Origin of the sequence: Rhodococcus daqingensis (assembly GCF_042665615.1) — a bacterium.
GTDB lineage: Bacteria > Actinomycetota > Actinomycetes > Mycobacteriales > Mycobacteriaceae > Rhodococcus_G > Rhodococcus_G daqingensis.
Genome location: NZ_JBHTCS010000017.1, coordinates 326278 through 349433 on the forward strand (window position 1 = coordinate 326278; position 23156 = coordinate 349433).

Genomic DNA, 23156 nt, shown 5'->3' on the forward strand with positions numbered 1-23156 from the left:
GCCACCGCATTCCGCAATCTCACCGGTCGATCTCCGATCGCTTGGTCTGCCTGAGGTCGTCGTCGAGGTGGTCGCCGAGCACCGGCCCGATCACCTCGATCGCCGACGGGGAGGTCATCTGCCAGTGCGTGGCCTCGACCGGGTGCTCGTCGATCTCGCCCGTGACGAACGGGCGCCAGGAGTCGGCGGCACCCGCCGGATCCGCCGCGGCGGTGAACACCAACACATCGCCGTCGAACACACCCGGACGGTGACGGCCCATCAGCGCGTCGTTGCGTTCGGCCGCGGCGAACAGCCGGCGCGCGTGCTCCCGGGTCAGTCCGGGGAACGAGCCGTCGTCGACGAGGTCGAGGACCGTCACGGGGTCGAGCAGGTCGGCATGGAGGTCACCGAGATCGTCGGCCGCGATCCCGAGCCCGGCGAGCAGGTCGTCCGGACGGATCGGGTCGCCCGGCTCGTCCACCGGAATCGCGTAGCTGTCGAGCAGCACCAGCGAGCCCACCCGCTCCCCCGCCGTCTGCAGCTCGACGGCCATCGCCTGGGCGATCACCCCGCCGAGCGACCAGCCGACGAGATGATAGGGGCCCTGCGGCTGGATCCGCTGTATCTCCTGGAGATAGCGGGCGGCGAGCTCGTCGATCGACGCCGGCTCCGCCTCCTCCCTCAGCAGACCCGGCACCTGCAGGCCGTACAGCGGGCGATCGGCACCCACGTGCGCGGCGAATCCCGTATAGCACCAGGACAACCCGACGATCGGGTGGACGAAGAACACCGGCTCGGACTCGCCCGTCTCCCGAATCGGGAACACGATGTCGAGACCCGAGTCGCCCACCTGCCCGTCCGACGCGTCGATCCGTGCCGCGATCGAGGCCGGGGTCGGATCGACCAGCAGCCACTGCAGCGACACCGGAGCCGCCAGCGCCGACCGCAGGTGCGTGAGCACCCGCATCGCCGACAGCGAGTTGCCACCGAGGTCGAAGAAGTCGTCGTCCGCGCCCACCCGGTCCGCACCGAGCACCGCGGCGAACGCCTCGGCGACCGCCCGCTCGGTCGGGCTGCCCGGCTCCCGGTACCGCACCGTCCGGGACGCGAATTCCGGTGTCGGCAGCGCCTTCTCGTCCAGCTTCCCGGTCGGCGTCAACGGGACCGCCTCGATCTCGACGATCGCCGCGGGCACCATGTGCCGGGGCAGGAACTCCGAGACGAACGCGGCGACCCGGTCGGGACTCAGCTCCGCACCGTCCCGCGCGACCAGGTAGGACACGAGTGCCGCATCCCCGTTCGGCATCCGGCGGCCCAGGGTGACCGCGAACTCGACGTCCGGGTGATCCTGCATCGCCGCGTCGATCTCGCCGAGCTCGATGCGATGCCCCCGGATCTTGACCTGGTGGTCGCTGCGCCCGCTGTACTCGAGTTCCCCGGCACCGGTCCAGCGCACCACGTCACCGGTGCGGTACATCCGATCGCCCGGCGCGCCATGGGGATTCGCGACGAACCGCTCGGCGGTCAGCGCGTGCCTGCCGTGATAGCCGCGGGCCAGCGCGGGCCCGGCCACGTAGAGCTCGCCGGACACCCCCACCGGCACCGGACGCAGCCGCGCGTCCAGCACCATCACCTCGAAGCCGCGCACCGGGACACCGATCGTGACCGCACGCCCGGTCTCGAGGTCGCCGACGGTGGAGATGTCGGTCGCCTCGGTGGGTCCATACCCGTTGAGCATGTTCCGGCCCGGCTGCCACCGCGCCACCAGCTCCGCGTTGCACGCCTCGCCACCGACACCGAGCACCCTCAGGTCCGTGAGCCCGGCGGGGTCCATCGACGAGAGCATCGCCGGCGTGATCAGCGCGTGGCTGACCCCGCGCTCGCGCATGAGGTTCGACAGGTCCTCGCCCCCGAGGATCGACGGCGGGGTGATGACCAGCGTGGCCGACGCCGACAGCGCCGAGATCATCTCGCCCACCGCCATGTCGAAGCTCGGCGAGGTGTTGTGCAGGAACCGCGAATCCGCCGTCACCCGATAGTGCTCACGCCGCTCCGCCGCCAGGTTCGCCAGGCCGGCGTGGGTCACCACCACGCCCTTCGGCTTCCCCGTCGAACCCGACGTGTAGATCATGTACGCCGGATTCTCGGATCGCACCGCCACCGCCGGCGAGAACGGTGCGGCCGATTCCGCGTCCAGATCCAGCTCGTCCAACGTCAGCCAGGCCACCGAGCCCGGCAGGCCCTCGCCCTCACCGGACCGCGTGATGCCCAGCACCGCACCGGAATCCGACACCATGTGCTCGATCCGCTCGGCCGGGTACGTCGGATCCACCGGCACGAACGCCGCACCCGTCTTCGCGACCGCCCACACCGCCAGCACCGACTCCGCCGACCGCGTCAGCGCCAGCGCCACGAAGTCCTCCGGCCCCACTCCCCGCCCGGCCAGCACCCGCGCCAACCGGTCCGACCACGCGTCGGCCTCCCGGTAGCTGTACCCGCGGCCCTCCCAACTGATCGCGATCCCGTCCGGGTTCGCCCGCACCGCGGATTCCACCAGCCCGGCCAGCGTGACGGCGGGGACCGTGGGGAGCCCGCGCACCGGCGCGAGCGCGACGGCTTCGGCGGCATCGAGCACGTCGAGGTCGCCGACCGGGGTCTGCGGCCGGTCGAGCGCCGCGGTGAGCACCCGGACGAACCGATCCGCCATCGCCACCACCGTGGCGCGGTCGAACAGGTCCGTGGCATAGGTGAGGCCGCCGGTCATGGCCTCGCCCTCCGCGCCCTCCGCGAGGGTGAGCGCGAGGTCGAACTGGGCGGCGTGCGCCTCGAACGGCAACGCGGACACGGTCAGTCCCGGTAGCTCGAAGGCGGTCTCACCGCGGTGCTCGACCGCGAACGCAACCTGGAACAACGGCGAGTGCGCCTGCGTCCGCACCGGGGCGAGCACGTCGACGAGTCGCTCGAACGGGACGTCGGTGTTCCCGAGCGCCGCGAGGTCGTCCTCCCGGACCCGGCCCAGCATCGTCGCGAAGCTCTCCGCGGGGTCGACCCGGGCACGCAGCACGAGGGTGCCGACGAACATGCCGACGAGGTCGTCGAGCGCGGCCTCCCCACGACCGCTGATCGGTGTGCCCACCGCGATGTCCTCGGTGCCGGACAGCCGGGCGAGCAGGACCGCGAACGCGGCGTGCAACACCATGAACGAGGTCGCGCCGTGCGCGCGCGCCAGCGTCGCCACCGCCGCGACGGTGCCGGGGTCCAGCTCGAAGCGCACGGAGTCGCCGCGGTGCGAGGCGATCGCGGGCCGCGGCCGGTCGGTCGGCAGCTCCAGCAGGTCCGGCAGCCCGGCCAGCGTCCGCTTCCAGAACCCGATCTGCCGCGCGGCCACCGAGTCCGGATCCGATTCCTCGCCGAGGGCGGCGCGCTGCCAGATCGCGAAGTCCGCGTACTGCACCGGCAGCGAGGCCCACGCGGGTGCCTGCCCCGCCGCGCGGGCGACATAGGCCGCCATCACGTCCCGGGCCAGCGGACCCATCGAGATGCCGTCTCCCGCGATGTGGTGGACCACGATCACCAACGCGTGCTCGTCGTCCCGCACGCGCAGGAGGCGCCCCCGCAGCGGCACGGCTGCGCTCACGTCGAATCCCTCGGCCATGGTCCGCAGGACCACCGCGCGCAGCGACTCGGAGTCGACGCCGACGGGGGTGAGGTCGAGTTCGACGGCATCGGCCGGGAGCACCACCTGCACCGGACCGTCCCCGTCGTCGGGGTAGACCGTGCGCAGCGACTCGTGCCGCTCGAGCACGTCACGCACCGCCGCGCCCAACGCGTCGACGTCCAGGGCGCCGTCGAGGCGGATCGCCAGCGGGATGTTGTAGGCCACCGACTCGGGAGCCAGCTGGTTGAGCACCCACATCCGGGTCTGTGCCAGCGACAACGGGATCCGGCCGGGACGTGCGACCGGCATCAGCGCCGGGCGGTCGATCCGGCGCGTCGACTCGAGCGCCGCGGCCAGGCCCGCCACGGTGGGCGCGTCGAACAGCGCCCGCACCGCCAGTGCCACCCCGGCGTCGGCGCCGATCCGGGCGACGATCCGCGTCGCGGACAGCGAGTTGCCGCCGAGGTCGAAGAAGTCGTCGTCGGCTCCCACCCGCTCCACGCCGAGCACCTCGGCGAACACCCCGGCCACCACCCGCTCCGCCGCGGTGCCCGGCTCGCGGTACTCGGGGGTGTGGGACGCGAACTCCGGTGTCGGCAGCGCCTTCTCGTCCAGCTTCCCGGTCGGCGTCAACGGCAGCGCGTCGATCACCACGACCGCCGACGGCACCATGTACCGCGGCAGCGACTCGGCGAGCCGGGCGGTCACCTCCACCGCCGCCGGCGCCTGGCCCGGTTGCGGAACCAGGTAGGAGACCAGGGCGGTGTCGCCGGCAGGCGTCACCCGCCCGAGGGTGACGGCGAAGTCGATGCCGTCCTGCGCGACCAGCACCGCGTCGATCTCGCCGAGTTCGATGCGGTGCCCCCGGATCTTGACCTGGTGGTCGCTGCGACCGTGGTACTCGAGTTCGAGCCTGTCCCCCGAGGACCGCGACGCTCCGCTGCCGATCCAGCGCACCACGTCACCGGTGCGGTACATCCGATCGCCCGGCGCACCATAGGGATTCGCCACGAACCGCTCGGCGGTCAGGCCGTGCCGGCCGTGATAGCCGCGGGCCAGCGCGGGACCGGCCACGTAGAGCTCGCCGGACACCCCCACCGGCACCGGACGCAGCCGCGCGTCCAGCACCAGGGCCTCGAAGCCGCGCACCGGGACACCGATCGTGACCGGCCTGCCTGCGATCAGGTCCGCGACCGTCGAGATGTCCGTCGCCTCCGTCGGGCCATACCCGTTGAGCATGGTCCGGCCCGGCTGCCACCGGGCGACCAGTTCGGCACCGACGGCCTCGCCGCCCACGCCGAGCACTGCCAGGTCCTCGAGACCCCGCGGATCCATCGATGCCAGCATCGCCGGCGTGATCAGGGCATGGGTGACCCGCCGGGCCCGCATCAGCTCCGCGACCTCGTCGACCGGGCTGGCCGGCGGGGCGATGACCAGGGTCGCGGACGCCGACAGCGCCGAGATCATCTCGCCCACCGCCATGTCGAAGCTCGGCGAGGTGTTGTGCAGGAACCGCGAATCCGCCGTCACCCGATAGTGCTCACGCCGCTCCGCCGCCAGGTTCGCCAGACCGGCGTGGGTCACCACCACACCCTTCGGCTTCCCCGTCGAACCCGACGTGTAGATCATGTACGCCGGGTTCGCGAGCGAAGCCTCGACGAGGTCGACCGCGTCGAATCGTGCCGCGGCCCCCGGGGCGGTCTCGTCGAGTAGCACCCAGTCGAGGCCGGCGGGCAGGTCAGTGCCGTCGGCTGCGGTGGTGATGCCCAGCACCGCACCGGAATCGGCGAGCATGTGCTCGATCCGCTCGGCCGGATAGGTCGGATCCACCGGCACGAACGCCGCACCCGTCTTCGCGACCGCCCACACCGCCAGCACCGACTCCGCCGACCGCGTCAGCGCCAGCGCCACGAAGTCCTCCGGCCCCACTCCCCGCCCGGCCAGCACCCGCGCCAGCCGTTCCGACCACTCGTCGGCCTCCCGGTAGGTCCAGGACCGCTCGCGCCAGAGCAGCGCCGTGCCCTCGGGATTCGCGGCGACCGCATCCGCGATGAGATCGGCCAGTCGACGCGGTCGCACGGCCGGCAGGCCGCACACCGGGGTCAGCCGGGCGCGCTCGTCCGGGGCGAGCAGTTCCAGTTCGCCCACCACGGTGCCGGGCTCGGCCACGGCCGACGACAGCACCCGGACGAACCGGGCGGCCAGGTCTGCCGCCGTCGATGCGTCGAACAGGTCGGTCGCGAAGCGCAGCGATCCGGACAGCCCGCCGTCCGGGTCCTCGACCTCGGTCAGGGTGAGGGCCAGGTCGAAGTGGGCGACCTCGGCCCGGAACGGGTACGCCCCGACCGTGAGGCCTGGCAGCTCGAAGGTGGTGTCCTCGCGGTGCTCGTAGGCCAGGGCCACCTGGAACAGCGGCGAGTGCGACTGCGCGCGGGCAGGCGCGAGCACCTCGACGAGCCGCTCGAACGGGATGTCGGTGTTCCCGAGCGCCGCGAGGTCGCCCTCGCGGATCCGGCCCAGCAGGTCCACGAACCGCTCCGACCGATCGACCCGGGCACGCAGCACCACGGTGCCGACGAACATGCCGACCAACTCGTCCAGGGCTGCCTCACCGCGGCCACCGACGGGAGTGCCGACGGCGATGTCCTCGCCCCCGGACAGCCGGGCCAGCAGCACCGCGAACGCCGCGTGCAACACCATGAACACCGATGCGCCGTGCGCGCGGGCGAGATCCCGGACGGTTGCGAGCACCTCGGCGTCGATCTCGAACTCCACGGAATCGCCGCGGTGCGAGGCGATCACGGGTCGCGGCCGGTCGGTCGGCAGCTCCAGCAGGTCCGGCAGCCCGGCCAGCGTCCGCTTCCAGAACGCGATCTGCGAGGCCGCCATCGAGCCCGGGTCCGACTCCTCGCCGAGCAGCGCGCGCTGCCAGATCGCGAAGTCCGCGTACTGCACGGGCAGCGGCGCCCACGCGGGTGCCTGCCCAGCCGCACGGGCGATGTACGCCGCCATCACGTCCCTGGCCAGCGGACCCATCGACACCCCGTCGCCGCTGATGTGGTGCACGGCGAGGACGAGCACGTGCTGCGGAGCGGAGTGCTCCGAGTCCTCCGCCCTGGCCGGCCGTAGCAGCGCGCCCCGGATCGGGACCTCGGCCGCCACGTCGAAGCCGCGGCCGAGGATCGCCCGCACACGTTCGGGCAGGTCCGGCCCGGCGATCTCCGCCGGGTTCAGGTCGAGCTCCACCCGGTCGGCGGGCAGCACCACCTGGACGGGTCCGTCCCCGTCGTCGGGGTAGACCGTGCGCAGCGACTCGTGCCGCTCGAGCACGTCACGCACCGCGGCGGTCAGGGCATCGACGTCGAGGCTGCCCTCGAGCCGGATCGCGAGCGGGATGGTGTAGGCAGGCGATTCGGGGTCGAACCGGTTGAGGAACCACATCCTGGTCTGGGCCAACGACAACGGGATCCGGTCGGGGCGCGGCGCCGCCACCAATGCGGGGCGGTCGGTGCGCCTGGCCGCCTCGACCGCCGCGGCGAGCGCGGCTACCGTCGGGGCCTCGAACACGGTGCGCAGGGCCAGGGTGGCGCCCGTCGCCGCGTTGACCCGCCCGATCACCCGGGTCGCGGACAGCGAGTTGCCACCGAGGTCGAAGAAGCTGTCGTCCGCGCCGACCGGGTCGGTACCGAGCACGTCCCCGAACACCGCGGCGACCAGGATCTCGGACTCGGTGGTCGGGGCCCGGAACTCCGCGGCCTCGAACTCCGGCCGCGGCAGCGCCTTCCGGTCGAGCTTGCCGGCAGTGCCCAGCGGGAACTCGTCCAGCACAAGGATGGTGGCCGGCACCATGTACCCGGGCAGCCTCACGGCGAGCGCCGCCCTCAGCACGGACGGATCGGGCTGCGCGCCCGTCCCGACGACGTACCCGATCAGCCGGTCCTCCACGGCCGACACCGCGGACTGGGCGACCCCGGGCTGCGCGGCGAGCGCCGACTCGATCTCGCCGAGTTCGATCCGCAGCCCACGGATCTTCACCTGGAAGTCGGTGCGACCCAGGTAGATCAGGCTCCCGTCCGGACCGCGCTTGACCAGGTCGCCGGTGCGGTACATCCGGGCACCACCCTCGAACGGGTTGGCCACGAAGCGGTCCGCGGTCAGGTCGACACGGCCGTGGTAGCCGCGGGCCAGCTGGTGCCCGGCCAGGTACAGCTCACCGGGGACGCCGACCGGCACCGGCCGCAGCCGCGCGTCGAGCACGTGGGCGCTGGTGTTCCACACCGGTCGCCCGATCGGCACGGAACCCGCGACCGGACCGGTGATCTGGTGGAACGTGGTGGTGATCGCAGCCTCGGTGGGGCCGTAGGTGTTGTGGACCGCGCCCGCGGTGCACTCACGCAACTGTGCGGCCAGTTCCGGGGTGAGCTCCTCGCCACCCGCGAACAGGTGTCGCAGCGAGGCCAGCGCGCCGCCCTCGCCCTCGGCGATCAGCGCCGCCAACACCGAGGGCACGAACTCGGCGACCGTGATCCGGTGCTCGCGCATGATCGAAGCCAGGTAGTCCAGCTCCCGGTGCCCACCCGGCCGGGTGATCACCAGCCGGGCGCCGACGGTCAGCGGCAGGAAGCACTCCCATACCGACACATCGAAGGTGAACGGGGCCCGCTGCATGATCCGGTCCGCGGCGTCCACATCGTATTCGTCGGCGAGCCAACGCAACTGGTTCACGATCGCCGCGTGCGACACGGCTACACCCTTCGGGCGTCCCGTCGAACCGGACGTGTAGATCACGTACGCGATGTGCTCCGGCCGCAGCGATGCGGACCGCTCGTCGTCGGTAATCGGCCCGTCGTCGTGGGAGTCAAGTTCCAGCTCGTCGAGCAGCAGGCACTCGACGGTCTCGGGCAGCACGTACCGGTGCCTGCTGTCGGTGAGCACCAGCGCGGGCGCGGCCGACTCCAGCACGTAGGAGATCCGGTCGGTCGGGTGCTCGGGGTCGATCGGCACGTACGCGCCGCCGGCCCGCACGATGGCGTGCATCGCGGTCAGCATCGCCACCGACCGCTCGGTGGCGAGGCCCACCAGCACGTCCGGGCCAACCCCCCGCTCGATCAGGTGCCGGGCCAGCCGGCTGACCCTGGCGTCGAACTCGCGGTACGAGAGCCGCTCGTCCTCGAACACCACCGCCGTCGACTCGGGACTGTCGGCGGCACCGTCGGCGAGCAGGTCCGCGAGGGTCGCGGGCGCGGCGGGCCGCGCCGTGGCGTTCCAGGATTCGTCGGCGGCTGTGCGGGTGGCGGGGTCCTCGACGTCGAGGTCGCCGACGGCGGTGCGCGGGTTCGCCACCGCGGCGGCGAGCAGGACCACGAACCCGTCGCCCAGCCGCGCGGCGGTGGCGGCGTCGAACAGGTCCGTCGCGTAGGTCAGGTGCACCTCGAGGCCCGCGGGCCGACCGGCCTCGTCGCGGGCGTCCACGCACACGACGTCGAGGTCGAACTGTGTCGTGTCGATCGACAGGTCGACCGGCGCGATCCGGAGGTCGCCGAGTTCGAGGTCCGGGTGGACCATGTTCTGGAAGGCGAGGCTCACCTGGAACAGCGGTGAATACGACTGTGAGCGAACCGGATCGAGCACCTCGACAATCCGCTCGAACGGCACGTCCGCGTTGTCGAAGGCGGCCAGGTCGTTCTCGCGTACCCGGCCCAGCAGCTCCGCGAACCCGGAGTCGGGGTCGACCCGCGTGCGCAGCACCAGGGTGCCGACGAACATGCCGATCAGGTCGTCGAGTTCGGCCTCACCGCGGCCGGCGATCGGGGTGCCGATCACGATGTCCTCGGTGCCCGAGAACCGTGCCAGCAGGGCCGCAAGGGCCGCGTGCACGACCATGAACGCGGTGGCGCCGTGTGCCTGGGCGAGTTCCTCGATCGCCCGGTGCAGCGGCGCCCCGAGCGCGAGGGTGTGGGTGGCGCCGCGGTTCGACGCCACCGCGGGCCGCGGCCGGTCCAGCGGCAGCTCGAGCACGTCGGGCAGGTCCGCGAGCGCGGCGCGCCAGTGGTCGAGTTGCCGCGAGATCACGCTGTCCGAATCGGACTCGGAGCCGAGCACCGCCGAGCGCCACAGCGCGAAGTCGGCGTACTGCACGGGCAGCGGCGCCCAGGACGGTGCGCTGCCGTTGGTGCGGGAGGCGTAGGCCAGCGCCACGTCCCGGACCAGGGGTCCTGTGGAGAAGCCGTCGGCGGCGATGTGGTGCACCACGACGACGAGCACGTGGTCGACAGGAGCGGAGCCTGCGGAGCGACCAGAGGACACGGGAGCGGAGCCCGCGGAGCGACCAGAGGACACCGAAGGAGTCGCCGCACCGTCCTCCGTCACGCGCAGCAGCCGCGCCCGCAGCGGCACCTCGGCGGTCACGTCGAACGGGGTGCGCACCAGCGCACGGACCGCCTCGGCCAGCTCGTGCGCCGCGACGGCCACCGGGGTCAGGTCGACGGCGCCCGCCGGGGCGGCGAGCACCACCTGGTGGCCGGACCCGTCGTGCTCGGGATAGACGGTGCGCAGCACCTCGTGCCGGGCCACCACGTCGCCGACCGCGGCCTGCAGCGCGGCCACGTCGAGTTCACCGGACAGCCGCAGGACCACCGGGATGTGGTACGCCGACGATTCGGGGGCGAACCGGTTGAGGAACCACATCCGGGACTGCGCCTGCGACAGCGGGATCCGGTCCGGGCGAGGCCCCGCGACCAGCGCGGGCCTGGCTCCGGTTCCGGCGCCTGCGGCGAGGCGGGCGGCCAGTGCCTCGACGGTGGGGGCCTCGAACAGCTCGCGCACCGGCACCGGCACATCCAGCGCCCGGGACAGTCGTGCCGCCACCTGCGTCGCGACCAGCGAGTTGCCGCCGAGCGCGAAGAAGTCGTCGTCGGCACCGACCCGCGGGGCGCCGAGGATCTCCGCGAACACCGCCGCCACGACCCGTTCGGTCGGAGTGGACGGAGCACGGAACACCTTCGCCTCGAACACCGACGCGGGCAACGCCTTCCGGTCCAGCTTGCCGGAGGTGTTCAGCGGGAACTCGCCGAGCACCAGGATCGCCTCGGGCAGCATGTAGCTCGGCAGCGAGGCGGAGGCATGAGCCTTCAGGTCCCCGGCATCGAGAACCGCGCCCGGCGCGGGGACCACGTATGCGACCAGCCGATCCCCCGTGGCCGTCGGGACGACCAGGACCGCGGCACCGAGCACACCCTCGTGCGACTGCAGCGCCGTCTCGATCTCGCCCAACTCGATCCGCTGACCACGGAACTTCACCTGGAAGTCGGTGCGACCGATGTACTCGAGGCCACCGTCACCGCTCCAGCGCACCAGGTCCCCGGTGCGGTACATCCGCTCACCGGACGTGGAGAACGGGTCGGCCACGAAACGGTCACTCGTCAGATCCAGCCGACCGACGTAGCCGCGGGCCAACTGCACGCCCGCCAGGTAGAGCTCGCCCGACACACCCGCGGGGACCGGGTGCAGCCGCGAATCCAGCACGTAGACCCGCGAGTTCCACTCCGGCACACCGATCGACACCGAACCACCCGCAGCGGTCCCGGTGACGTCGGCGTAGGTGATCGACACCGCCGCCTCGGTCGGTCCGTACAGGTTGTGCACCCGCCCACCCGAGACACGGGCGAAGTCGTCCACGGTGGCCGCGGGCAACGCCTCACCGATCACGAACACGTGCCGCAGCGACGCGAGGTCCGCACGGGAAACGGCCGCGGTGAAGACCGACAGCATCGACGGCACGAAGTCCGTGACCGTCACACCTCGCTCCCGGATGACGCCGGCAAGGTAGGCCGGGTCCCGGTGCCCGTCCGCGGTCGCGAGTACGAGTGTCGCGCCGGCCCGCAGCGGCAGGAAATACCCCCACAACGAGACGTCGAACGTCGTTGCGGTCTTCTGCAAGTACACGTCCGACGCATCGAGACCGTACTCGTCCGACATCCAGGCGATCTGGTTCACGATCGCCCGATGCGAGACCGCGACGCCCTTCGGCCTACCCGTCGAACCCGACGTGAAGATCACATACGCGACGTCATCAGGGAGCACGGCCGCTCGCCGCTCCGAATCAGCGAGAGGAGAGGCGTCGAACCCGGCCAGATCGAGGGTGTCGATCCGGAAGACAGACCTCTCCCCCACCACCTCGAAACCGTCTCGCTCGGTGGACAGCACGCACACCGGATCGGCCGCATCCAGGATGTACCCGATCCGCTCGGCCGGATGATCGGGGTCGACCGGCACGTAGCCGCCGCCGGCGGCCAGCACCGCGTACATCCCGACCACCAGATCGAGTGAACGGCGCATCCCCAAGGCCACCAACGACTCCGGGCCCACACCCTCGCCGATCAGGAACCGGGCCAATCGGTTCACCCGAGCCGAGAACTCCGCATACGTCAGCGATTCGCCCTCGAACACCAACGCAACCGCGTCCGGAGTCGCCGCCGCCCGGGCACCGAACCCGTCCAGCAACAACTCGTCCGCAACGTCGTGCCCGGTCAGATTCCGTGCCTCGACCAGCTCACGCCACTCCAGGTCGCCGAGCACGTCGACGTCGCCGACCACGACGGTCGGATCCGACGACACCGTCTCCAGCACCCGAAGGAACCGCGCCGCAAACCCCGCGACGGTCGACTCGTCGAACAGATCCGTCGCGTACGTCAGCGATGCGGCGATTCCGCCCTCGGGCCGCTCCGTCATCGTCAGGTGCAGATCGAACATCGCCGCCTGCAGATCCGCTTCGACCTGGGCGACCTCGAGCCCGGGCAGGGTGAAGCTGGTCGGCGTGAGGTTCTGGAAGGACAGCGCCACCTGGAAGAGCGGATGCCTGGCGGTCGATCGGTTCGGATCGAGTACCTCCACCAGCCGCTCGAAGGGCAGGTTCGCGTGCGAGAACGCCCCGAGGTCGGACTCGCGCGTGCGGCCGAGCAGCTCCTCGAAGCTCTCGTCCCCGTCGATGCGGGTCCGCAGGACCAAGGTGTTGACCAACATGCCGACGACCTCGTCCAGCGACGCCTCGCCCCGACCCGCGATGGGCGAACCGATCGCGATGTCGGCACTGTTCGAGAGCCGTCCGAGCAGCAGCGCGAAGGCGGCGTGTGTCGCCATGAACAGGCTCGCGCCGCGCGCGGTCGCCAGCTCCTGCAGCCGCCGGTGGGTGTCGGCGGCGACCGAGAAGTGGAACTCGCTGCCGCGGTAGGACTGGCGCGACGGCCGTGGGCGGTCGGCGGGCAGCGCGAGCAGGTCGGGCAGGTCGTCGAGCTCGGCCCGCCAGTAGTCGATGTGCCGGCTGATCTCCGAGCCGGGATCGCTCTCGTCGCCGAGCAGCTCTCGTTGCCAGAGGCTGTAGTCGGCGTACTGGACCGCGAGCGGCGGCCACTGCGGCGCGGCACCCCCCGACCTGGCCGCGTACGCGACCATCACGTCCCTGACCAGTGGTGCGAGCGAGAATCCGTCGGCCGCGATGTGGTGGACGACAACCGTCAGGACGTGCTCGTCCGGTCCGACGACGAACAGAGCGGCCCGCAGCGGCGCCTCCACGGCGACATCGAATCCCTCGGATGCGAGCGCCAGGATCCGCTGCAGCACCTGCTGTTCCGTCACCGCTACCGGTGACAGGTCGAGGTCGATCGACGCGGCGGGCAGGATCTCCTGGTGTGGTCCGGACCCGGAATCGGGGTACCGGGTGCGCAGCGACTCGTGCCGCTCGAGGACGTCGCGGACCGCCGCCTCCAGCGCGGCGGCATCCAGGGCGCCGGACAGGCGAACCGCCAACGGCAGGTTGTCCGCCGCCGACGCGGTGTCGAATCGGTTGAGGAACCACATCCGGTTCTGCGCCGGCGACAACGGGATCCGCTCGGGGCGCGGGCGGGCCCGCAGGACCGGTTCGGCCGCACCGGGCTCCGCGGTCGCCGCGTCGAGGGCGGCCGCCAGTCCTGCGACGGTGGGCGCATCGAACAGCGCGCGCACACCGAGCGACGCGGCGCCGTGCTCGCGCAGCCGCGCGATCACCCGGGTCGCCGACAGCGAGTTGCCGCCGAGCTCGAAGAAGCTGTCGTCGGCGCCGACCCTCTCGGCCTCGAGCACCTCGGCGATCACCCGGGCCACCACGAGTTCCGCCTCGGTGGACGGCGCGCGGTAGTCGGCTCGGGACTCGAAGGTGGGTGCGGGCAGCGACTTCCGGTCCACCTTGCCCGCCGGGGTCAGCGGCAGGCGCTCGATGGACACCAGCGCGGCCGGGACCAGTGCGCGCGGGAGCACCTCCGACGCCGCAACGAGGATCTCGGCCGCGTCGGGCACCCCACCGTCGACCGGGACGACGTAGCCGACTAGCTGCTCGCCGAGCGTCGGGTGCCGGTGCACGGTCGCCGCCGCCACCCGCACCCCGGGATGCCGGGAGAGCGCGGCCTCGACCTCGCCCGGTTCGATCCGCAGGCCGCGCAGCTTCACCTGCGCGTCGGCCCTGCCGACGTAGTGCAGCTCGCCCGCCGTCAGCCGCACGAGGTCTCCGGTGCGGTAGAGGCGCTCGCCCGCGAGCGCCGGGTGCGCGACGAAACGTTCGGCGGTCAGCGCGGGGCGGCCGTGATAGCCGCGCGCCAGCCCGGGGCCCGACAGGTACAGCTCTCCAGTGACACCGGCCGGCACCGGCCGCAGACGCGGGTCCAGCACCAGGGCCTGGGCACCGTCGAGCGGCGTGCCGATGGAGATCTGGTCGCCGGGGGACAGCGCGGGTCCCATCGTGACGACGATGGTGGTCTCCGTGGGGCCGTAGCTGTTGACGAACCGGCGCCCGGGACCGAACCGCTCGACGAGCTGCGGCGGGCACACCTCGCCACCGACCACGACGGTCCGCAGGTCCGGGAGCACCGACGGGTCCACGGTGGTCATCGCGGCAGGCGCGGTGAGCACGTGGCTCACCCGCTGTGCGCGCATCAGCTCGGTGAGCTCGTCGCCGCCCGTCACCTCGGGCGGAACGATCACCATGGTCGCGCCGGCACTGAACGCCTGGATCATCTCGAACAGGGACGCGTCGAAGCTGGCCGAGGACAGCCGCAGCACCCGCGAGGACGAGGTGGTGCCCAGCTCCGGCCGGGCATCCGCGGTGAACGCCGCCAGGCCAGCGTGGGTCACGGTGACGCCCTTCGGCATTCCCGTGGACCCCGACGTGTAGATCAGGTACGCGGGATGCGCGGCGCGCAGCGGCCGGAGCCGGTCGGCATCGGCGATCGGTGCGTCCGACTCCCCCGACCCGCCGGTGACCAGCACCCAGTGCGCGGAATCGGGCAGACCGGCGGCGGTGGTCGTATCGGTCAGCCCCAGTGCGGCACCGGAATCGGTGAGCATGTGCTCGATCCGCTCGGCCGGGTAGGTGGGGTCGACGGGCACGAAGGCGGCACCGGTCTTCGCCACCGCCCACATCGCGACGACCGCGTCGGCGGTGCGCGGCAGGGCGATCGCGACCACGGACTCGGGGCCCGCACCGAGGGCGATCAGAGCCCGCCCCAGCCGATTCGAGCGGGAGTCCAGCTCGGCGTAGGTCATCTCCCCCGCCGCGGAGACCAGGGCGGTCGTGCCCCGGCCGACGCCCGCGGTCACGATCTCCGGCAGGGTCCGCACGGCCGCTGCCCGCGGACCCGACAGCGCCGCCGCCCCGGCCGCCGCGGTGTCACCGAGCAGGTCGATGTCGCCGACCACTGCGGACGGGTCGGCAGCGACGGCGCGCAGGATGCGGCCGAGCATCACGGCGAAGCCGTTCACGGTTTCTCGATCGAACAGATCGGTGGCGTAGGTCCACACGATCGCGGTCGGCAGTTCGGACCCCACCTCCGCACGCAGCGTCAGCTGGAGGTCGAACTTTGCCGGAACGATCCCGAGATCCTCTGCCGCGATGGCCAATCCCGGCAGAGCCAGCTCGGTGAGTCCGTCTTGCTCCTGAGACAAGGCCACCTGGAAGATCGGGGCGTACGCCTGGGACCGGACCGGTTGCAGCAGGTCGATCAGCCGCTCGAAGGGCAGATCGGCGTTCTCGTAGGCGGCCAGGTCACCCTCGCGCACCCGGCCGAGCAGATCGTCGAAGCCGCGGCCGGGGTCGACCGGGACGCGCAGGGCGAGGGTGCCGACGAACATCCCGACCAGATCGTCGAGGGCCCGCTCCCCGCGGCCGGCGATCGGGGTGCCGACCACCACGTCGTCGGTGGCGCCGAGCCGCGCCAGCAGCACGGCCAACGCCGCGTGGACCACCATGAAGAGGGTGGCCCCGCGCTCGCGGCCGAGGGCCGCGAGCGACGCCACGAGCTCGGCGTCCAGCGGCGGCGCGGTGGTGTCGCCGCGCAGCGACGCCACCGCCGGCCTGCGGCGGTCGGTGGGCAGTTCGAGCAGCTCCGGCGCGCCGGCGAGCCGGTCCCGCCAATAGCGCGCCTGTTCCCCGGCGCGGGAGGTGGGGTCCGCCTCGTCGCCGAGCAGCCGATGCTGCCGGAGGCTGTAGTCGGGGTACTGCACCGGCAGCGGCTCCCAGCGGGGCGCCGATCCCGCGGCCCGCGCGGTGTAGGCGGCGACCAGGTCGCGGGCCAGCGGTGCCATGGACGCGCCGTCCGCGGCGATGTGGTGCACCACGACGGCAAGCATGTGCTCCGTGTCCGACAGACGGAACAGGCTGCCGCGCAGCGGGATCGAGGTGGTGACGTCGAATCCGCCGGACAGCTCCGCCAGCACGGCCGCGCGAATCCCGGCCTCGTCGGCGACGGCGGAGGGCGTCAGGTCCAGCGGCGCCGCGTCCGCGGGGAGCACCCGCTGGTGGGGGCCGTCGGCGTCCTCGGGGAACACGGTGCGCAGCGCCTCGTGCCGCTCCAGGACGTCGCGGACCGCGGCGCCGAGCGCGCCTGCATCGAGCGCGCCGGTCAGCCGGAGCACCAGCGGGATGTTGTACGCCACGGACTCCGGGTCGTACCTGTTGAGGATCCACATCCGCGCCTGCGCGGGCGAGAGGGGGATCCGTTCCGGGCGAGGCCCCGCCGTCAGGGCGGGCCGCTCGGTGCGTTCGGCCGACTCGAGCTCGGCGGCGAGCGCCGCGACGGTCGGCGCCTCGAACAACGTCCGCACGGCGAGCGCGGTGCCCGCGGTCTCGTTGATCCGGCCGATCACCCGCGTCGCGGAGAGCGAGGTGCCACCGAGTGCGAAGAAGTCGTCGAGTGCGCCCACCCGCTCGACGCCGAGCACGTCGGCGACCGCAGTGGACACGAGTTGTTCTGCAGCCGAACGGGGTTCGACATGGGGGGCCGAGTCGAACACCGGCGCCGGCAGCGCCCGGCGGTCCACCTTGCCGGCCGGGGTCATCGGGATCGCGTCGAGGCCCGTCACCATGGCAGGCACCATGTGCGCGGGCAGGAACCCGGCCGCGTGCGCGGTCAGCGCCTCGACGTCCAGGTCGTGTCCGGCGCGGATCCGCACATACGACACGAGCACCGCGCGGTCCGGCTCGCTCCGGTGCAGGGTGGTGACCGCGAAGTCCACCGACTCGTGAGCCGAGAGCACCGTGTCGACCTCGCCCAACTCCACCCGGAATCCGCGCATCTGGACCTGGAAGTCGCTGCGCCCCACGTACTCCAGCACCGGCCCGCCCTCGCGCGGGCGCCACCGCACGATGTCTCCGGTGCGGTACAGACGGTCGCCGGGGCCCCCGAACGGGTCTGCGACGAAGCGGGCGGCGGTGAGCCCGGCCCGCTGGTGGTAGCCGCGGGCCAGCCCGGGCCCGCCCAGGTACAACTCGCCCTCGGCGCCGGGTGGGACGGGTCGCAGCCAGCGGTCCAGCACCAGGGCGCGGGCGCCCTGGATGGGCCGGCCGATGGTGATGGCGCGGGGGTCCCGCAGCGCCTCGGTGATGGTGATGACGATCGTCGACTCGGTGGGCCCGTAGCTGTTGAGGAATCGGCAGCGCTCGCCGAACCGCTCCACCAGCTCGGGCGGGCACACGTCGCCGCCGACGACGACGGCCTCGAGCGCGTCCAGCTCGGTGGCGTCCACGGTGCTGAGAAGGGCCGGGGCACAGATCACATGGGTGACCCGCTGCTCGCGCAGCAGGGCCGTGAGGTCGGCGCCGCCGTAGATGCCCGGCGGCGCGATCACCATCGCGGCACCCGCGCTGAAGGCCTGCACCATCTCGAACATCGAGGCGTCGAAGCTCGCCGAGGAGAACCGCAACACCCGCGACGCCGAGGTGGTGCCCAGCTCGGGCCGGGCGGTGGCGGTGAAGCCGGCCAGCCCCTCGTGGGTGACGACCACGCCCTTCGGCAACCCGGTCGAGCCGGACGTGTAGATCATGTACGCCGGATGTCTCTGGTCCAGCGGCCCGGTGCGCTCGGTCACCGGGGCCGGTGAGGCCGCCTCACACTCCGCCTCGAACCCCGGGTCATCGAGGACGGCCCAGTCGACGGCGTCGGGCAGCGCGGCGCGGTGGCCGCGATCGGTGATCCCCAGTGCGGCACCGGAATCGGTGACCATGTGGGTGATCCGGTCCGCCGGGTAGGCGGGATCGACCGGCACCAGCGCGGCCCCGGAGCGGGCGACCGCCCATGCCGCGACCACCGACTCGACGGACCTCGCGAGCGCCACTGCCACGAACCGGCCCGGTCCGGCCCCGCGACGGATCAGGGTGTGCGCCAACCGGTTCGACCACGCGTCGAGCTCCCGGTAGGTGACGGTCCCGGTGCCTGCCAACAGCGCAGGACCGTCCGGGTTCGCGGCGACCCCGGCCGCGAACAGCTCGGGGAGCAGCGCCGGGGCCTGAGCGCCCGGCCCGCGGGCAGGCACCAGCTCGGTGCGCTCTCCCACCGTCAGGACGTCGAGGTCGAACACGCGGGTCGCGGGATCGGCGGCGAGCAGCCGCTCGAGCAGGTCGAGGAACCGGTCACGGTGCCGGTCGAGTTCGTCCTCGCCGTACAGGTTCGGGTTGGCCTCGAAATCGATGCGGGTGCTGCGCCCGGCCACGGCCGGGTAGATGTTCACCGAGAGGTCCGGGACGGGCCCGGTGGACAGCACGTGGAAGCGTCCGGTCGCGCGGCCGAGCGCGATCTCGGAGTGGAAGTTCATGATGTTGACCGCGGGCCCGAAGAACCCCCGCTCGCCCGCAGAGCCGAGGTCGCGACGCAGGTCCTCGTGCCGGTACCGCTGATGTCGCAGCGCCCCGGTCAGCTCCAGCCGCATCGCCGCGACCAGCTCACCGATGGTGGTCCTCGGGGTGATCGACACCCGGAGCGGAACGACATTGGAGACCATGCCACCGGATCGGCGCAGCACCGCGCTGGTGCGCGCGGACACCGGCAGGCTGAGCACCACGTCGTCGGCACCGGTCATGCGGGACAGGTAGGCGGCCATCGCGGCCACCACGGTCGGCGTGAAGTCCGGGCCGCGGTGCTGCGCGGATGCGTGCAACCGGTCCGTCAGCTCCCCGCCCGCGACCACGGCCAGCGCGGCCGCGGGCGCGGTCCCGCCCGCGAGGCTGATCGCGGGCGGGAGGCCGGCCGCCTTCCCGATCCAGTACTCCCGGTCCGAGCGGAACCGGGCGGAGTCGCGGTAGCGGACCTCTTCCTCGTTCACGGACAGCAGGTCGCCGGCCAGGGATCGAGCGGGGTCGGCTCCGGCGACGTCGGCCGTGTACAGCTCGGCGGCCCGGTTCATGAACGTCATCGCCCCGAAGCCGTCGAGGGCGACGTGGTGGATCCGGCAATACCAGAAGTGACGATCCTCCCCGACCCGGAGCACGGCGGCCCGGATGAGCCGGTCGGTGAGCAGGTTCAGCGGTGCCGCGTACTCCGCACGCATCCACTCGCGGGCGGCCAACTCGGGGTCCGCCGCCGTGGAGAGATCGAGGTGGTCGACGTCGTCGCCGAGGGTGTGGTCCACCACCTGGTGCGGCTCCCCATCGACCTCGAGGACACGGAGCATCCCGGTCCCGAACTCGCGCGCTGCGACCCGGCTGACCCGAAGGAGCGCGTCGACGTCCAGCTCACCGTCCACCTCCACGTACTGGGCGATGGTGAGCGGCACATCCGGCGCCAGGTGCTGCGCGAACCACATGCCGCGCTGAGCGGGTGAGAGCGGAAACGGACTGAACGTTCCGACAATTCCGTCATTGCCCTCAAAACGGACACGGGGGGCAGCGACGAACTCGGCCGGTTCCAATGCAGATCCTTCGTGGGGCGCGCGTGCTCACGTCACGAACGCGAACCACCACGCAGGGCGAACAACACTGTCGAGACAGCAACCCCCACGGCGTCGGCCAGGTCTGACAACAGACCCGGGTCCGACATTCACTGCTCCAACACCAGTCAACGGTCCACTGGCTAAGGGTAGGGTTACATAACCAGTTGGTGGAGTCAACTCGCCCCGGTGTCCTCCGGCGCAGCGGCGTCAGCCCTCCAGCTTGTATCCCAGCCCGCGCACGGTGACCAGATGCTCCGGCTTGGCCGGATCGGCCTCGATCTTCGACCGCAGGCGCTTGACGTGCACGTCGAGGGTCTTGGTGTCGCCGACATAGTCCGCGCCCCACACCCGGTCGATGAGCTGGCCGCGGGTGAGCACCCGGCCGGAGTTGCGCAGCAGGTACTCGAGCAAGTCGAACTCCTTGAGCGGGAGCATGACCGTGTCGCCGTTGACCTGGACGATGTGGCGCTCGACGTCCATCCGCACCGGGCCCGCCTCGAGCACGCCGTCGTCGGCCGAGTCGTCGGAGTCGTTGTCGGCGCCGCGCCGCAGCACTGCGCGGATCCGGGCGATCAGTTCGCGCGCCGAGTAGGGCTTGGTGACGTAGTCGTCGGCGCCCAGTTCCAGGCCGACGACCTTGTCGATCTCGCTGTCACGGGCGGTGACCATGATCACCGGAACGCCGGAGCGCGCTCGGAGTTGCTTGCACACGTCGGTGCCGCTCATCCCGGGGAGCATCAGGTCGAGCAGGACGATGTCCGCGCCGGACCGGTCGAACTCGGCGAGGGCGGACGGTCCGTCCCCCACCACCGTCGCCTCGAACCCCTCCTTGCGGAGCAGGAACGCGAGCGGGTCGGCCAACGACTCCTCGTCCTCCACGATCAACACATTCGTCACCGGTTTGCCTCCAGACTCGGCGCAGCCTCGTGCTGCGTCACTTCGTGATCGATCGATGCGGTCTTGTTCGCTGCGGACGCCTCGTCCGCAGCGGGGGGTGCGTCCGCGACGGGCGCGGACCTGAGCTGGACCCCGGGACCCGAGATCGCGCTCCTCGCGGGTGCGTCATCGGACAGTTCTTCGTGTGCCGGGATGTGCAGCGTGAAGGTGGACCCGGTGCCGACCTTGCTCCACAGCGTGATGGAGCCGTTGTGGTTCGCCGCGACGTGCTTCGCGATCGCGAGGCCGAGGCCGGTGCCGCCGGTGGACCGGGACCGCGCCTTGTCGACCCGGAAGAAGCGCTCGAACACCCGCTCCTGGTCCTCGCTCGCGATGCCGATCCCCCGGTCGGTGACGGCGATGGCGACCTTGTCCCCGCGCCGGGACCGGCTCACCGACACCGGCGATCCCTGCGGCGAGTACGCGATCGCGTTCTCCACCAGGTTCGACAGCGCGGTGATGAGCAGGGTCCGGTCGCCCAGCACCTCGAGTCCGCTCGGCCGGTCGGCGGTGACCGTGATGCCTGCCGCCTCGGCGGTGAGTCGCGAACGGCGCATGGCCTCCTCGACCACCTCGTCCACGTCGACCACCTCGAGGTCGGGCAGCTTCTCCGCTCCCTGCAGGCGGGAGAGCGCGATGAGTTCGCTGACCATGTTCCCCAGCCGCTTCGACTCACTGAGCACCCGCTCGCCGAAGTGCCGCACGGATTCCGGGTCGTCGGCGGACTCGAGGAGCGCCTCGGCCAGCAGTCCCATCGCGCCGACCGGGGTCTTGAGTTCGTGGCTCACGTTCGCGACGAAGTCGCGGCGGGTGGCCTCCATCCGGACCTGCTCGGAGTCGTCGTCCGCGAACAGCACGACGAAGCGCCGGTCCTGCTCGCTGAGCAGCCTGGCGACCCCGCGCACCGCGATCTTGTTGCGACCGCGGGCCGGGTTCTTGATGCTGAGGTCCATCTCGACCGGCACCCCGGTCGTGAGCACCCGGTTCGCGGCCTGCCAGGCGCGTTCCTCGACGGTGCGATTGCGGACCAGGCCCAGTTCCTCGGCGCGCGGATTGAACAGCACGACGTCGTGGAATCGGTCGACCACGGCGATCCCGCTGTGCGATGCCAGCACGATGAGGTCGAGGACCTGGGACATGGTCAGGCCGGCCTGTTCGGCCTCACGCCGGGAATATCGGTTCTTCAGGAACGGGATCAGCACCCCGCCGACCAGGTATCCGCCCAGGGCGGCGACCACGGCCAGGAGCACAGCCTGAACAACACTCACAGCGCAATCGTACGGACGCGTAAAGCCCGCAGGGCGCAGGGTGGAGGCATTTCACCGCACGTCATGGCCCCGCGGCGCCCCGTTCTCCGGCTGTTCACCCGGCGTTTGGGTGGCCGCGTCGGCCCGGGTCCCCGTCATCGTGACGACGAGGTCCCGGGCCGACATCGAAACCGCTACTTCGCGCCCTGGCTGGCGACGGCGGCGGCGCCCGCGGCGGCGGCCTCCGGGTCGAGGTAGGTGCCGCCCCGGTTGAGCGGGGTGAGGCTGCCGTCCGCCGCGACCTCGAGGTCGTAGCGCAGCGGGATGCCGGTCGGGATGTTCAGCCCGGCGATGTCCTCGTCGGAGATGCCGTCGAGGTGCTTGACCAGGGCGCGCAGCGAGTTGCCGTGCGCGGTGATCAGGACCGTCTTGCCCGCCTTGAGGTCCGCGGAGATCGTCTCCTCCCAGTACGGGATGAGCCTCTTGACCACGTCGAGCAGGCATTCGGTCAGCGGAACGTCCGCAAGGTCCGCGTAACGCGGGTCGGCGTCCTGGCTGTACTCACTGCCGGCGTCGATCGGCGGCGGCGGGGTGTCGTAGCTGCGACGCCAGAGCATGAACTGCTCGTCGCCGTACTCGGCCTTGGTCTGCGCCTTGTTCTTGCCCTGCAGCGCGCCGTAGTGCCGCTCGTTGAGGCGCCAGTCCCGCACGACCGGGATCCAGTGCCGGTCCGCCTCGTCGAGGGCGATGTTCGCGGTGCTGATCGCCCGGCGGAGTACCGAGGTGTACAGCACGTCGGGCAGCAGGTTGTGCTCCTTGAGGAGCTTGCCGGCTCGCTTGCCCTCCCCGATTCCCTTGTCGGAGAGCGGCACGTCCACCCAGCCGGTGAACAGGTTCATGGCGTTCCATTCGCTCTCGCCGTGGCGGAGCAGCACAAGGGTTCCGGTACTCATACCCACAATCCTGGCATGAGCCGCCAGCCGCCCGCGTTCCGGTCGTGACGCCCGGCCGCGGGGTGTGATCGGCGCCGATCCCGAAACGTGCCGGCCATCACGATCAAATATGTAATATATGTGATCGTGAGGCGGGCATCCCTCTCGATGCCC

At 71.8% G+C, this 23156-nt stretch carries 4 protein-coding genes; all 4 read right to left on the minus strand.

What is annotated here, in order from left to right; translation table 11 throughout:
• Positions 1 to 19 precede the first annotated feature (19 nt).
• Positions 20 to 19846, minus strand: a complete 19827-nt coding sequence (locus ACFQS9_RS15695) for a non-ribosomal peptide synthase/polyketide synthase (RefSeq protein WP_378406221.1) — start codon at positions 19844 to 19846, stop codon at positions 20 to 22.
• A 228-nt stretch (positions 19847 to 20074) separates the two neighbouring features.
• Entirely contained in the window at positions 20075 to 20764 is a 690-nt protein-coding gene (locus ACFQS9_RS15700) for a response regulator transcription factor (protein WP_027500771.1), read from the minus strand.
• A complete protein-coding gene (locus tag ACFQS9_RS15705) occupies positions 20761 to 22071 on the minus strand; it encodes a sensor histidine kinase (RefSeq protein WP_378406223.1) in 1311 nt (436 codons plus the stop codon). Before ACFQS9_RS15705 ends, ACFQS9_RS15700 begins: the two co-directional genes overlap by 4 nt.
• Positions 22072 to 22244: 173 nt before the next feature.
• Complete coding sequence (locus tag ACFQS9_RS15710; RefSeq protein WP_378406534.1) at positions 22245 to 23012, minus strand: phosphoglyceromutase; 768 nt, start codon at positions 23010 to 23012, stop codon at positions 22245 to 22247.
• Between the last annotated feature and the right edge of the window lie 144 nt (positions 23013 to 23156).